This is a genomic window from Solibacillus sp. FSL K6-4121 (genome assembly GCF_038002585.1).
Lineage (GTDB): Bacteria > Bacillota > Bacilli > Bacillales_A > Planococcaceae > Solibacillus > Solibacillus faecavium.
The window spans coordinates 171,307-186,251 of record NZ_JBBOCS010000001.1 but is presented as its reverse complement, the minus strand read 5'-3'; the positions used below and the strand labels follow the sequence as shown (position 1 = coordinate 186,251).

Annotated in this window: 13 protein-coding genes and 1 tRNA gene; 11 read left to right on the top strand and 3 right to left on the bottom strand. The window is 38.3% G+C overall.

The window, feature by feature from the left end; genetic code table 11:
• Positions 1–4: 4 nt before the first annotated feature.
• From MHH95_RS01000 to MHH95_RS00990, 3 genes are all read left to right on the top strand, one after another.
• Positions 5–979 carry a gluconeogenesis factor YvcK family protein gene (locus tag MHH95_RS01000; RefSeq protein ID WP_340726103.1) on the top strand — a complete coding sequence of 325 codons (975 nt, stop codon included), beginning with the start codon at positions 5–7 and terminating at the stop codon, positions 977–979.
• 48 nt (positions 980–1,027) lie between these two features.
• A complete protein-coding gene (gene whiA / locus MHH95_RS00995; protein ID WP_191699535.1) occupies positions 1,028–1,969 on the top strand; it encodes a DNA-binding protein WhiA in 942 nt (313 codons plus the stop codon).
• A 179-nt stretch (positions 1,970–2,148) separates the two neighbouring features.
• Entirely contained in the window at positions 2,149–2,406 is a 258-nt protein-coding gene (locus MHH95_RS00990) for an HPr family phosphocarrier protein (protein WP_191699537.1), read from the top strand.
• 231 nt (positions 2,407–2,637) lie between these two features.
• Here the strand turns inward: MHH95_RS00990 and clpP are convergent, their stop codons facing one another.
• Positions 2,638–3,231 carry an ATP-dependent Clp endopeptidase proteolytic subunit ClpP gene (gene clpP / locus MHH95_RS00985; protein ID WP_191699538.1) on the bottom strand — a complete coding sequence of 198 codons (594 nt, stop codon included), beginning with the start codon at positions 3,229–3,231 and terminating at the stop codon, positions 2,638–2,640.
• Positions 3,232–3,428: 197 nt separating this feature from the next.
• Between clpP and MHH95_RS00980 the strand changes: the two genes are divergently transcribed.
• The 5 genes from MHH95_RS00980 (at position 3,429) to MHH95_RS00960 (ending at position 7,674) form a co-directional block, all read left to right on the top strand.
• Positions 3,429–3,500 (top strand) — tRNA-Arg (locus MHH95_RS00980).
• A 1,006-nt stretch (positions 3,501–4,506) separates the two neighbouring features.
• A complete protein-coding gene (locus tag MHH95_RS00975) occupies positions 4,507–5,286 on the top strand; it encodes a basic amino acid ABC transporter substrate-binding protein (protein ID WP_340726102.1) in 780 nt (259 codons plus the stop codon).
• Positions 5,287–5,315: 29 nt separating this feature from the next.
• Positions 5,316–6,017: an amino acid ABC transporter permease gene (locus tag MHH95_RS00970; RefSeq protein ID WP_340726101.1), complete on the top strand. Its 702-nt coding sequence runs from the start codon at positions 5,316–5,318 to the stop codon at positions 6,015–6,017.
• Positions 6,018–6,740: an amino acid ABC transporter ATP-binding protein gene (locus MHH95_RS00965; protein ID WP_191699541.1), complete on the top strand. Its 723-nt coding sequence runs from the start codon at positions 6,018–6,020 to the stop codon at positions 6,738–6,740. It abuts the gene before it with no gap.
• A 148-nt stretch (positions 6,741–6,888) separates the two neighbouring features.
• Positions 6,889–7,674: a basic amino acid ABC transporter substrate-binding protein gene (locus tag MHH95_RS00960; protein ID WP_340726100.1), complete on the top strand. Its 786-nt coding sequence runs from the start codon at positions 6,889–6,891 to the stop codon at positions 7,672–7,674.
• Positions 7,675–7,932: 258 nt separating this feature from the next.
• Here the strand turns inward: MHH95_RS00960 and MHH95_RS00955 are convergent, their stop codons facing one another.
• Both MHH95_RS00955 and MHH95_RS00950 read right to left on the bottom strand, forming a co-directional pair.
• The gene (locus MHH95_RS00955; protein ID WP_340726099.1) at positions 7,933–8,193 is read right to left on the bottom strand and encodes a Parvovirus coat protein VP1-like protein; all 261 of its coding nucleotides are present in this window, start codon (positions 8,191–8,193) and stop codon (positions 7,933–7,935) included.
• A 164-nt stretch (positions 8,194–8,357) separates the two neighbouring features.
• The gene (locus MHH95_RS00950; protein ID WP_340726098.1) at positions 8,358–9,605 is read right to left on the bottom strand and encodes a Zn-dependent hydrolase; all 1,248 of its coding nucleotides are present in this window, start codon (positions 9,603–9,605) and stop codon (positions 8,358–8,360) included.
• Positions 9,606–9,730: 125 nt separating this feature from the next.
• Here MHH95_RS00950 and MHH95_RS00945 point away from each other — a divergent pair, with 125 nt between their 5' ends.
• The 3 genes from MHH95_RS00945 to MHH95_RS00935 all read left to right on the top strand — a co-directional run bounded on the left by MHH95_RS00945 (position 9,731) and on the right by MHH95_RS00935 (position 14,350).
• Positions 9,731–11,272, top strand: coding sequence for a PucR family transcriptional regulator (locus MHH95_RS00945; protein WP_340726097.1), 1,542 nt, complete (start codon positions 9,731–9,733; stop codon positions 11,270–11,272).
• A gap of 189 nt (positions 11,273–11,461) precedes the next feature.
• The gene (locus tag MHH95_RS00940) at positions 11,462–12,817 is read left to right on the top strand and encodes an aspartate aminotransferase family protein (RefSeq protein ID WP_340726096.1); all 1,356 of its coding nucleotides are present in this window, start codon (positions 11,462–11,464) and stop codon (positions 12,815–12,817) included.
• Between the two features lie 15 nt (positions 12,818–12,832).
• The gene (locus tag MHH95_RS00935; RefSeq protein ID WP_340726095.1) at positions 12,833–14,350 is read left to right on the top strand and encodes a CoA-acylating methylmalonate-semialdehyde dehydrogenase; all 1,518 of its coding nucleotides are present in this window, start codon (positions 12,833–12,835) and stop codon (positions 14,348–14,350) included.
• Positions 14,351–14,945 lie beyond the last annotated feature (595 nt).

Sequence of the window (14,945 nt, the reverse complement as noted above, 5' to 3'; positions counted from 1 at the left end):
TTAAATGAAGAAAAAGAGAACACGTATCGTCGTAATCGGTGGGGGCACGGGGCTTTCTACGATATTACGAGGTTTAAAACAGCATCCTTTTGATATTACAGCCATCGTTACGGTAGCAGATGACGGTGGCTCTTCTGGGCGTTTACGAGATGACTATGATATTCCGCCTCCAGGGGATGTGCGGAATGTGATTGCAGCATTGTCGGATGTAGAGCCTTTAGTTGAGCAAATGTTTCAATATCGCTTTTCGCAATCCAATGACCTTGACGGACATTCTTTAGGCAATTTAATGCTAACAGCTTTAACGGAAATTACAGGTGATTTTAACCATGCCATTGCAGAAATGAGTAAAGTTCTGAATGTGCACGGAAAAGTCATTCCTGCTGCAAATAAAAAAGTGACATTACATGCTGAATTAATGGATGGTTCAGACATTATCGGGGAATCGAAAATCCCGTCTGGCCATGCACCAATTAAGCGTGTGTATTTAGAGCCGAGCAATTTAAAACCGTTGCCAGCTGCTGTTCACGCAATTGAACGCGCGGATTTTATTTTGATTGGACCAGGCAGTCTTTATACGAGCATCATTCCGAACTTATTAGTTAAAGGAATTGGCCAGGCGGTAATTCGTGCAAAGGGTGAGAAAATCTATATTGCTAATTTAATGACCCAGCAAGGTGAGACAGGTCAATATACAGCCTCACAGCATATTGAGGCCATTCATGCGCATGTAGGGGAACCGTTCATTCAATCGATACTGATTAATGAAAAAGAGCTTCCGTCGTCAGTTTATGAAAACTATCGTGAAGAAAATGCCGAGCCCGTAAAATTTGATATAGATAGAATAAAAGAGATGGGCATTAATATTATTCAAAAGGAAATTGCACTTATCCAAAATGGGACAGTACGTCATGATGCGAGTAATTTAGCGGATTGGCTGTGTGAATATACAATACTAAAACAACAAACAATGAAGTAATATTACTTGTAATCACTACATAGTTTGCTAGGAAAGGGGGAGCACATAATGTCATTTGCATCTGAAACAAAAAAGGAACTGACACAGGTTGAAGCGGATGACAGTTGTTTGAAGGCTGAAGTGTCCGCCCTTATACGAATGAATGGTTCGTTAAGCTTTGCGAATCGTCAAATAAGCTTAGATGTTCAAACAGAGAATGCAGCTATAGCACGTCGACTATATATCATTGTAAAAAGGCTCTATCCATATAATGTAGAGCTTCTTGTGCGAAAAAAAATGCGCCTGAAAAAGAATAATGTGTACATATGCCGTGTTCGGGAAGGTGCCCGTGAAATATTGGATGATTTAGAAATTGTATCGAATTCTTTTGAATTTAATCATACGATTTCAAAATCGATCATTCCGCGAAACAGTGAGCGCCGTGCCTATTTACGTGGGGCATTTTTAGCAGGCGGATCAGTTAATAACCCGGAGACTTCCTCTTATCATTTGGAAATCTATTCTTTATATAAGGAGCACGGGGAAGCGTTGGCACAGCTAATGAATCGCTATGATCTCAATGCAAAAACAATCGAACGAAAAAAAGGCTATGTTACTTATTTAAAAGAAGCAGAAAAAATTTCGGATTTTATGAATTTAGTCGGTGCTGTACAGGCAATGCTAAAGTTTGAAGATGTACGAATCATAAGAGATATGCGTAACAGTGTAAATCGTATCGTCAACTGTGAAACGGCTAACTTAAATAAAACAATTGGCGCGGCACTGCGGCAAGTTGAAAATATCCGCTATATCGATAATGCAGTGGGACTTGATCAATTGCCCGAAAAATTACGGGAAATTGCCCGTCTTCGAGTCGAATATCAGGATGTCACATTAAAAGAGCTTGGAGAGATGGTCTCAACAGGCGTTGTAAGTAAATCAGGCGTTAATCATCGTTTACGTAAAATCGATGATATAGCGGAGGCCCTCAGACGTGGTGAAAAAATTTAGTGGCATTGGCTACGTAGAATTTTGGAATGAAACTTACGATTTAAGTACATTTATGCTAATGTATAGGTAATAATGGTAACGATTTCATGTGTACCGGAATCTATTATTGTTCTTTTCGAATAATTCCGATAAGATAGATAAAAGTAGCGATGAACGGTTGTGAAAGGGAGTATATCAAGATGATCGAAAAACAAGTAGAAGTAAAGCTGAAATCTGGCTTACAGGCAAGACAAGCTGCATTATTCGTACAAGAAGCAAATCGTTTTAAAGCAGACGTTTTTTTACAAAAGGATACGAAAAAAGTTAATGCAAAGTCGATCATGGGGATTATGAGCTTAGCTGTGGCTAAAGGTACAGTTGTCACATTATGTGCTGATGGTCACGATGAAGAAAAAGCCATTAATGCTCTCCAGCTTTTAATCGAAAAAGCAAACTAACTTGAAAAGCACAACCAATTCACAGGATGAACGGGTTGTGCTTTATTTTTTTTGTGGGCGAGTGGCGATTAATTGAAGGAGATTGACGAATAAATTTTTCTTTGTGGCGATTATCGTTATTGAATTGACGAATAAATTTAGGTTTTTGGCTATTAAAATAGAGCGAGTGGCGAATAAAACGTTGCATTAAAAAAAGCACACAGGATTAACTCCTGCATGCTTCATCGTACATTATTTATTTAATTGGTTACGCTCATAGATTTTGTCGATAAGACCATAATCTAATGCTTGCTTTGCAGTCATGAAGTTATCACGATCTGTGTCGCGCGCTAATGTTTCGTATTCTTGGCCAGTGTTCTCAGCCATGATGCGGTTTAATTTTTCGCGTAAATGTAAAATACGTTTTGCTGCGATTTCGATTTCAGTTGCTTGACCTTGTGCACCGCCAAGTGGTTGGTGAATCATTACTTCTGCATTCGGTAATGCAATTCGTTTACCTTTTGCGCCAGCAGAAAGTAAGAAGGCACCCATTGATGCTGCCATACCGATACAAATTGTTGAAACATCCGGCTTGATGAAGTTCATCGTATCGTAAATAGCCATACCCGATGTGATAGAACCACCTGGTGAGTTGATGTATAGGTAGATATCTTTATCTGGATCTTCTGCTTCTAAAAATAGTAGCTGTGCAACGATTGAGTTTGCTACGTTGTCATCGATTCCGCTACCTAATAAGATGATGCGGTCTTTTAATAAACGTGAATAAATGTCATATGCACGTTCCCCGCGATTTGTTTGTTCAATAACTGTAGGAATTAAGTTCATTGAATAATCCTCCCTTTGTTAAAGCTTTTATTCGCATTCTTATGCTGAAAAATGGAAATCATTTCAGCTGTAAACCTATCATACACGTATTAGTCAGTTATGGTCAAATATAAACTCTGACTTTTGCTATTGAAAATCTGGCGTACCATCTGTATAATGGGAAAAGTTGAACATATACTTATTTTACTTATTAATATGTCCTCGTGGTGTAATGGATAACACTTCAGATTCCGGTTCTGAGGCTGGGGGTTCGATTCCCTCCGAGGGCGTCTTTTTTTATTTGCGAATAATTAAGTATTAGCGTTCTTTAATAGGATGATAAGCATTTTAATTCCATTATTTAACATTCGTTTTAGGCACTATACTATAAATTTCCGAATTCTGTATAATTTAAACGCACTTTTAAAAAATATTTAAATTCTTTAAATGAAATTTATAATTTAGACTTGAAAAAAGAGAAGATAATTAGTAAATTATTAAAGGTTATGTTTAAGCGATACTATATTATCATGTCCAATAGGACGCCATTTTACTGTTTTCATATACTTTTCTATATCAATTGTAGAAAAATAGCATAATCGTTATTGCTCTACAATGGAGGATGGATTTTTTAGTAGGATAGAAGGAATCACTGTACCGGTTCCTTTTATCCTTCGTTCATTCTTAAACCAAGACTACTTACGGGAATCCCGTGAAGTAGTCTTTTTTTATACCCTAGTTTGGGTTTATCACCTTGAATTGGGGATGACAAAAGGTGATGGGAGAGGGAGATTGAATTGCATCATGAAATAAATAGCGGAAGGAATTTCCTTTATTTAGAAAATGATATAAAAAATTGCGAAAATAACGGGAGAGATTTCCGTTATTGGCCTAAAAAACATGGAATTTCGGAATTTTATTTAAAATAACGGTAAAACGTTCCCTTATTTATTCAAAAAATGTACTTCATCATTCAAATAACGGTAAAGTCTTCTCTTATTTCAGGAGGTCGCTGGCAATCACATGTTATGGTAATGAATCCAAATTTTTAAAAAAGAGAGAATAAAAATACAGAACTCATCGTATAAAGAAGATTTAAAAACAATAATTGTATAATAATTTAATGAATAAATATTAAAAGATATGAAGATTTCTTATCATTTTTGTTATAAAAATTCATCATACTGCAATAATAATCAATTTTTTAAAAATTAAATGTTGTATATTAATTGGGGAATTAATATAATTGAACAAGATATTAATTAAAAAATTAAAAACTCCAGGAGGATATTTATAATGAACGCTAGAAAATTACTTAAATGGGCAGCCCCTTTAGCAGCAGCTTCAATGATTTTAACAGCATGTGGAGCAGATGAGAAAACATCTACAGGGGATAAAGAATATACAAAAATCGTAGCAGGTACAGAAGCGACATATGCTCCTTTTGAGTATTTAGATGATAAAGGAAATGTAGTAGGTTTAGATGCTGATATTTTAGCCGCAATTGGTGAAGAGATGGGTGTCGAAACAGAAGTTAAAAATGTTGGCTGGGACTCAATGATGAGCCAAGTGACAAATGGTGAGATCGATATGGGTGCAGCAGCAATTACGATTACAGATGAGCGTAAGCAATCATATGATTTCACAGATCCGTACTATGAGGCGACATTATTAATCGTGACAAAAGAAGATTCTTCAATTGAATCATTAGAGGATATTAAAGACAAAAAAATCTCTGTACAGATTAATACAACAGGTCACAAAGCAGCACAGGACTTACAAGGCGTTTCAAGTTCAAAAATTTTAGCTTATGAAAACTTTTCAATTGCACTAACAGAAGTATTAACAGGTGCTTCAGATGCGGCGATCGGTGATAATGCGGTTATTTTAGAATACTTGGAGAAAAATCCGGATTCTGGTTTAAAAGCGATTGAAGACGATTCATTTGAAAAAGATTACTTTGGTTTCATGGTGAAAAAAGGTAATACAGAGCTATTAAATATTTTAAATGAAGGTCTGGACAAAATTAAGGCTAACGGAAAATTAGCTGAAATTACGGGTACAGAAATCGAATAAGCTATTTTTAATTTATTGGAGGGTTTCAGATGGAGTTTTTTGATTTTTTCCGTTGGGAAATTATCTGGAACTACCGTGAACTATATGCAAAAGGACTTTGGGCAACCATTGTTCTAACCGCATGTGGTTATATTGGTGGTATCATTTTCGGTCTACTATTAGGGTTAGGCCAAGTTTCGAAAAAGAAATTAATTTACTGGCCGGCTAAAATTTATGTAGACGTATTCCGTGGTACACCATTGCTAGTGCAATTATTATTAATTCACTTAGCTGTTATTCCAACTATTTTTGGTTCATCACAAGGTTGGTGGGTATCGGGTATCGTAGGATTAATTTTAAATAGCGCGGCATACAATGCGGAAATTTTCCGTGCAGGGATTCAATCAATCGATAAAGGGCAAATGGAAGCAGCAAGGTCATTAGGTTTAACGCATAGTCAGGCGATGCGCAAAGTCATTTTACCTCAAGCATTCCGTCGTATGATTCCACCACTGGGGAATGAGTTTATTGCCTTATTAAAAGATTCATCGCTTGTAACGGTTATTGCCGGTGCAGAAATATTATACGTGAGTAAAGTCGTTGCCGGAACGTATCAGCGTTTCTGGGAGCCATATTTATTTGCAGCGTTCTTATATCTTGTATTAACGTACGCCGTAACGAAGCTCATCGCATTTATCGAAAAGCGGGTCGATATCAATTACAACCCACGTAAGAAAAAGGAGCGCGCGTAAATGATTAAAGTAGAAAACTTACACAAGCATTTTGGCAAGCTCGAAGTGTTAAAGGGTATTGATTATGAAGTTCATGAAAAGGAAGTTGTGTGTGTGATCGGTCCATCCGGATCTGGTAAATCGACTTTCCTCCGTTGCATGAATTTACTGGAAGAAGTAACAGATGGCGCGATTTATATTAATGGTGTCAAAATTAATGATCCGAAAACAAACATCAACGATATCCGAACAGAAGTAGGGATGGTATTCCAGCAGTTTAACTTATTCCCGCACATGTCGGTTATTGATAATATTACGATGGCTCCGATGCAAATTCGCAACTTAAATAAACAAGATGCCGAGAAATTGGCAATGGAGCTACTTGATAAAGTTGGGTTGCGTGAAAAAGCGGATAATTACCCGCAGCAATTATCAGGTGGGCAACAACAGCGTGTTGCCATTGCACGTGCTTTAGCAATGAAGCCAAAAGTGATGCTATTTGACGAGCCAACATCAGCGCTCGACCCTGAAATGGTTAAAGAGGTTTTAGAAGTAATGAAAAACCTTGCCAAAGAAGGGATGACGATGGTAGTTGTCACACATGAAATGGGCTTTGCGCGTGAAGTTGGTGACCGCGTACTGTTTATGGATGGTGGCTATATTGTAGAACAGGGCCATCCGGAAGAAGTATTCGGCAATCCTCAAAATGAACGTACGAAGGCGTTTTTAGGGAAAGTATTATAGAGATAGAAAAAAGCTATCTTTTACTATATTAAAATATAGTTGAAGATAGTTTTTTTAATATAAAATATCGGAAAATTCGAAATAAATGTTGTATTACTATATTCAATAAATGTATAATTATAACATAAAATGTATAGGGGGATTTACAATGTCGAATAAGAAATGGTTAACAATGATGCTGCTTGTGGCATTATCATTAGTTTTAACTGCATGTGGTACTGGGGATAAAGAAACTTCCGGTGCAGATGCGGAAGGTAAATTTTCCAAACTATTAGTCGGCACGGAAGCTACTTTTGCTCCGTTTGAATCGATGAATGACAAAGGGGAAATTGTCGGAATTGACGTTGATATTATGAACGCAATCGGTGAAGAGATGGGTTCGGAAATCGAATTTAGAAATGTAGGTTGGGAGCCGGTATTCCAACAGTTAAAGAATGGTGAGTTGGATTTAGGGGCATCAGGCATTACGATTACAGATGAGCGTAAACAAACATTTGATTTTACAGATCCTTATTACGAAGCGACATTAATGATTGTCGTAAAAGAAGATTCACCAATTACGACATTGGATGAATTAAAGGATGAGAAAATCTCTGTACAAATTAATACAACAGGTCATGAAGCGGCGAAAAAACTGCAAGGTATGACTAGCTCGAAAATTTTAGCTTATGAAAACCAACCAATTGCCTTCCAGGAAGTAATCAATGGGGCAACAGCGGCTGCAATCGGTGATAATGCTGTAGTAATTGAGTACTTAAAAAACAATCCTGACTCAGGCTTAAAAGCAATTGAATCAGATCAGTTTGAAAAGGAATATTACGGCTTTATGGTGAAAAAGGGGAATACAGAGTTACTTAATCTTTTAAATGAAGGTCTTGCGAAGATTAAAGAGAATGGTAAGCTTGAAGAAATTACAGGCCAAAAAATCGACTAAAAAACATGGCTGCCTTGCATACATATGCAAGGCAGTTTTTTGATTGATGGTTACAAGTTGAATGGCTTGAACAGATGTAGAAACTTTAGTAGATAGGAAAGAAACTTATTGGTAGTGGATACTTTATGAAATTGATTGGAATGGAGGGGCGACTCCTACGGGAATAGCGTGACGCCTGAGACTACAGGCTCAGGCCACGCCCGTGGAAAGCGTCCCCGGAATGGAAATCAATTTTTTGCTGCCCACTCTTTTTTAACACTATAAAAGATTATTTTTAACATGGATGGCTTTAGAGAATAGTCTTGCGTCTCTGCCCATTTTAGTGGGAGCATATTTGTATTGACTTAAACATTGTTGAAATATCGCATCGCAGTAGCGTTTATCATATCCGTAGTAATAGCATGCATCATGGTGCAGACAGCAGTTATCTACTGCATTTGTTGGTGCACCGGGACCGGAACAGCCTGGTCCGCAGTATCGGTAACCAGGGTAACAAAAACCAAATGCAGGGCGTCTCATTACTTTTATCTCCCTTCTTTTTAATAGTTACCATATAGTATGATTTCCTAAATAAGAAGGGGAGGGCTAATCTATTTATTACTAGGTGAAAACAATGCATAAGGCCCTGCTTGATATTAGTTTAAAAGCAGATTGGAGAGAGGCGTTAGTTTAGCCTCTTCTCGTTAGTTCATACTAGCGGACTTCACGGGTAAAACTGCACTTTCTGCGATTTTTAAAACGGCATTTACAAGAACGTCCGCACCTTTTGAGCATTCTTCATAAGAAGTATACTCATCTTCACGGTGGCTATAGCCGTTTTTACTCGGTACGAAAATCATTGTGGATGGAATATATCCGGCAATAAATTGTGCATCATGACCGGCGCCACTATACATTTGTTGGCTTGAATATCCTAATTCATTTACGCTTGCTGCTACGGCGTGTATTACTTCCGGTGCGAAATGAACCGTATCGCGGCTCCATAGCTTCGTATAACTAAGTTGGCAGTTTTCTATTTCCTTTGGCAGATCGAAAATGATTTGTTCTACTTGCCCGATCACTGAAGGGTCTTGATGGCGGGATTCTAACGAGAATGTTACTTTATTTGGAATGACCGTATGAATATTCGGGTAGGCATTGATGCGCCCGATTGTATAAACAAGATCATCAGGTAGCTGTTTTAGTTTATTTTGAAGGATTGAAATAATTTGCATTGCGGCAAACATACTATCTTTCCGCATTGAAATAGGGGTTGTACCGGCATGATTCGATTCGCCAGTTAATGTGATGTCATAACAGATCATACCAAGAACACCTTCGACGACGCCGATTTCCTTTTCATAATGTTCCAGTACGGGGCCTTGCTCGATATGAAGCTCTAAATAGGCGTGTGCATCCGTTAACCGGTTTGCGATATCACCTTCATAGCCGCTTTCTTTTAAGGCCTGTTCAAATGTAATGCCTTCTACATCAGTGGATGCTAGCATCTTTTCTTTTTCGAATTTTCCTGAAAGAACACCGGAAGCCATTAATGAAGGCTCAAAGCGTGCGCCTTCCTCGTTTGTGAAGTTGACGATTGTTAGAGGGTGATTCATTTCAAGGCCTGCATCAATGATCGTTTGGACGGCTTCTAAAGCTGTTAAAACGCCTAAAACGCCATCAAAGCGTCCACCTTTAATAACGGAATCCAAATGAGAACCCATCACAATCGGTAAATGGTCAGGTTTGCCAGGAAGTGTGGCATACATTGTCCCCATATCATCTGTTATGACAGTCATTCCAAGCTGTTCGCAAGTTTCCTTCAATTGGTTGCGAGCAAGGATATCCTCTTTTGAAAGGCTTAAACGTGTGACACCATTATTTTCAGTAGCTCCAAATTTACTGTATAAATCAATACTATTTTTAAGTCGTTCACGATTCGTTTTTAACATTAGGAGTCCCCCTTTAATCCATTAATATATATACATTAGCATTTTCATATAACAAATTAATATATACCTAATGTAAAATGATACAATAATTGTATGGACGATTTGTTAATTAGAGGAGGCTGCCTATGATAACTGTAAAAGAAGTTTTAAATCGAAAATACTTTGAATCTGCCAAAGTTGTTGCAGGTCAATCAGGGTTAAATCATGCGATAAAATGGATACATATATTGGAAGTTATCGATGTGAAGCAGTTAATAACAGGTAATGAGCTCATTTTGACAACAGGCGTTATTTTAAAGGATAACGAGCAAGGTTTTTTAAACTTTGTCCAGCAGCTTAGCGATTTGGAAGTTGCGGGACTGTGTATCGAACTTGGTATGTATATTCAGGTCGTACCGGAAAGTGTTGTTAATTTAGCGAATAGTCTGGATTTTCCGCTCATTGTGTTTCAGGAAATCGTGCCATTTATCGGGATTACGCAGGATTTGCATACAGCGATTATCCATCAGCAATACGATATACTGAGGCAGCTGGAGGATTATTCCCAAAAAATAAACAACTACGTTTTAAAGGTGAATGACAAAGCGAAGATTCTCCAGTACATGCAAAAATATTTAAACGTGAATACTTATTTTGAAGTGAATAAAGGGACAAGTCTCGCAATCCCAGATAAAAAGATTGAAAATTATAAAGATTTCATCAATAGCCTGAACAGTAAAAATAAGGCGAGCCTTGAAATGACGTTATTTGATCAAGTGTACGGTACCGTTCATATTTATTCCGAGAAAAGGGAAATTACTGAATTGGATTTGCTTATTTTGGATCGGACAGTCGTTACATTGTCTCAGTTTGTTTTAAGGGATTTATATATTGAGGAAAAGCTTGAAAGTGAAAACCGTAAATTTTTTGAAAAGTGGCTGGAAGGTAAAAACAGTGATGATGAAATGCGTTATTTTATTGAAGAATCGGACCAAAAGCTAAAGCAAAACGGCTGGATGGTTATGATTCATCAAATGAGAAGAAAAAATATTATAAAGGATTTGACGAATTATAAAATCAATCTTCGGCAGGCTTTGCAAAAGGAAGGCTTTTATACATTTATCGTAGAGCAGTCCCAGTATTTGATTTTTATATTGAATGATTTGGGGCCGGAAGATACGTATAAAGAACGTATGAAGCGAGCGATGAATGAGCTGATCAATCAGTACAGACTAGATACGCTCATTGCGGTAGGGAAATATGTTTCTCATTACAATGAATTGAAGGAAAGCTATCAAACTGCGCAGGAGACGCTTCAAATACGGATGACGAATATGGAGCTTTCCTATTTCTATGATGAGCTACTGCTTTATCATATGGTAAAGGTTCTGCAAAATAACAATAGTCTCATGCAGGCGGCTAAGGAAAAGATTGAGAAGCTCAGTCAGTATGACAGTAAGCACAACACGAATTTAATTCAAACATTGGATATATATTTTCAGTGTAACGGATTGAAAAAGGAAACGGCCGAAAAATTATTTATTGTGCGTCAAACGCTTTATCACCGTCTTGAAAAGGTGGAACAAATTATTGGCAATGATTTTATGAATTACGAAAATCGTTTATGTATAGAACTCATGTTATTGATGACAAAGCATAATTATTATGAGGGGATGAAAGTCACCTAAGTATTTGCGTGTCGCACAATTAGACGGGGTGCAGCTCTATAAGAACGTGATTTCCACCAACGAATGAAGAACTGACTAATTACCTTAATGTGAAGTGAATGCAAAAAATCATTTTACACAATGTATAATGCCCTAATAAGTTCGATAAGCGAAAATAGAGGTAAGTTCTGAAATTTAGGAGGGAAATGCATGAGCCAATACGTAGAGTATAACTGGAAGGCAAATGACGAAAAGCATGTGTGGCATTCGATGAAGCCTTATAACCCGGATGCAACGTTTATTGTAGATAGAGCAGAAGGAGCTTGGCTGACGGACATCGATGGCAATAAATATTTGGATGCGATGGCAGGGCTATGGTGTACGAATATTGGTTATGGGCGCAAGGAAATTGCAGAAGTAGCCTATGAGCAAATGCTTAAAAATTCCTATACGCCACTCACATATGGGCATACTCCGTCCATCTTACTTAGCCAAAAAATTAGCGAGCTGCTTGGCGATGAATATGTCGTTTTCTACTCCAACAGTGGCTCGGAAGCAAATGAAGTCGCATTTAAAGTCGTGCGTCAATACCATCAGCAAAAAGGTGAAACGAATCGCTACAAAATTGTTTCCCGCTATCGTGCATACCACGGGAATACGATGGGTGCTTTAGCCGCAACAGGCCAGGCACAGCGTAAATATAAATATGAGCCACTTGCTCCAGGTTTTTTGCATGTAGCACCACCTGATCAATATCGTAACCCGGAAGAAATGCAGGGTGAAGATCCAACGACATTACCGAGTGTGAAAAACTTGGATCAGGTAATGACGTGGGAAATGTCGGAAACGGTTGCCGCTGTCATTATGGAGCCTATTATTACAGGTGGTGGGGTGATCGTACCGAATGAGGCCTATTTGCAAGGTGTTCAGGAAGTATGCAAAAAGCACGGCGCGTTACTCATTATTGATGAGGTTATTTGCGGCTTTGGGCGAACTGGGAAAGCATTTGGATTCCAAAACTACGGAATTAAGCCGGATATCGTTACGATGGCAAAGGGGCTGACAAGTGCCTATATGCCATTATCGGCAACTGCGATTCGTCGTGAAATTTATGAACAGTTTATAGCTGAAGGAGATTACGAGTTTTTACGTCACGTTAATACTTTCGGAGGTTCACCAGTCGCTTGTGCGGTTGCGTTGAAAAACATTGAAATTATGGAGCGCGAAAATTTATTTGAGCAATCCACGCTGCTTGGGGAATCGCTCAAGGGAACTTTAGAGGGAAATTTAATTGATCATCCTTATGTTGGGGATATTCGAGGAAAAGGTTTATTGATCGGGATTGAGCTTGTGGAAGATAAAGAAACGAAAGCGCCGCTGGATATTAACAAGGTCAATGCGGTGATTGGCTATTGTAAGCAAAAGGGTGTCATTATCGGTAAAAATGGTGTGACAGTAGCGGACTTCAACAATGTATTAACACTTTCACCACCGCTTTCCATTACGTTAGAGGAAAAGGACTTTATTGCAACGACATTGATAGAGGCATTAAACAGCATTAAATAGAGGAGGACATTCATAATGACAGAAGCAGTTTCGGTAAAAAGATTAACGCATTTTATTAATGGAGAATTAGTCGAGGGGAAAAGCAGAAGCTATTCAAAGGTCTATAATCCGTCTACCGGCGAAGTGATTGCTGAAGTACCGATCGCAACAGCCGAAGAAACACGTGAAGCGATTGCAGCGGCAAAAGCGGCATTTCCTGCGTGGAGAGATTTATCCGTTGCGAAGCGAGCTGAAGTATTAATGCGCTTCCGATATTTAATTACAGAAAATATGGATCAGCTATTAGATACGATTTGTACGGAAAGTGGAAAAACGTTGGAGGATGCGCGCGGTGAAGTAACGAGAGCATTGGAGTCGGTTGATCTAGCAATCGGGGCACCTCACCTTGTGAAGGGGGAGTATTCGGTCAATGTCGGCGGTCAAATTAATGCCTACTCGGCGAAGTATCCTTTAGGTGTCGTAGCTGCTATCTCACCGTTTAACTTCCCGATCATGGTACCGCTGGCGCAAACGTCAATGGCGATTGCTGTAGGGAATGCCGTTATTTTAAAAGCTTCTGAAAAGGTGCCGATGACTTCACTATTTGTAAGTGAGCTATGGAAAAAGGCAGGCTTGCCGGATGGTATTTGGACAGTAGTAAACGGTAGCAAGGACGCGGTAAATGAGCTTCTGGAAAACCCAACTGTACAGGCAATTTCATTTGTAGGGTCAACGCCGGTAGCAAAATATATTTACGAAACCGGTGCTAAATACGGTAAGCGTGTCACGGCACTTGGTGGCGGGAAAAATAATATGGTTGTCATGCCGGACGCGGATTTAGAGCAGGTGGCGAACGCGTTTATCGGTGCTGCATACGGCGCGGCTTCTCAGCGTTGTATGGCGATTTCTACGATCGTGCCGGTTGGTGAAGAAACAGCTGATAGATTAGTAGCGATTTTAAAAGATAAGATCAGTAAATTAAAAGTTGGCAGCTACACAGAAGAAGGTACGGATTTTGGACCGGTTATTTCGAAGGAGTCTAAAGAAAGTATTTTAAAGGCAATCGATTTAGCTGAGCAGCAAGGTGCAACGGTTGTGAATGATGGCCGTGAAGTGGATATTGTGAAAAATTCGGAAGGCTTCTTCGTAGGTCCGACGCTATTGGACAATGTGACAAAGGAGATGGATATTTGCGATCAGGAAGTGTTCGGACCTGCTCGAAATGTGGTGCGCGTAGGTTCGCTTTCGGAGGCAATTGATTTCATTAACGATCAGGAGCTAGCAAATGGTGTAACGATCTTTACGAATGATGGTGCTGCGGCGCGTAAATTTACAACGGAAATTGATGTAGGTATGGTTGGTGTCAATGTGCCGATTCCAATCCCGGTAGGCTATCATAACTTTGCCGGCTTTAAAGGCTCTCGTTTCGGTGAGGGGCATATGTTTGGCCCAGATCAGGCGCGATTCTTTACAAAGACGAAAACGGTATCCGAGCGCTGGCCGGGGACAACGGAAACGACTGCTTCGACATTTGCGTTTCCGAGCAATAACTAAAATAATATGCAAAAACGGCCTGATTCCGGAAAGTGGAGCAGGCTGTTTTTTTATGTAATTGGAATTTTATTAGCACAACTGTGGTGGATATTAGAAAATGCGGGTGGATATTAGAAGGTTGAGAGATGATTTTAGAACAGTTTGCACCTTTTTAAGCACATGCCGAGGTTTTATTAGAAGATCAAAAATATATTAGAAAAACTGAAAATATATTAGAAGATTTCAAAGTTTATTAGAACATTTTTTGCTGAAAATATCGAATTAGCACTTATTATGTCATAAAATGTAACATGAAAAGTGGTTTTTTCCCTTAACTTTTTACGTTATGTCCAAAAAGACTATTGGAAAAATTACCTTTTGTATATTAATTTTTAGCCGAGCATCGAGTAAAGTTAAGTGTATGAAGGGAAGAAGCATCTTTTAAAAATATTTTTATTTTTTAGAATAATTAGATATTATGTTATAAAAAATAACATATAATAATATATATTTAATTATATGCTTCTCAAAAGTTAAATATACCAAAAATCAAAATCGTATTATTTAGTTCTAACTGTGACTTAAATTTATTGAAAATTCAGATTTAAATGTAGTT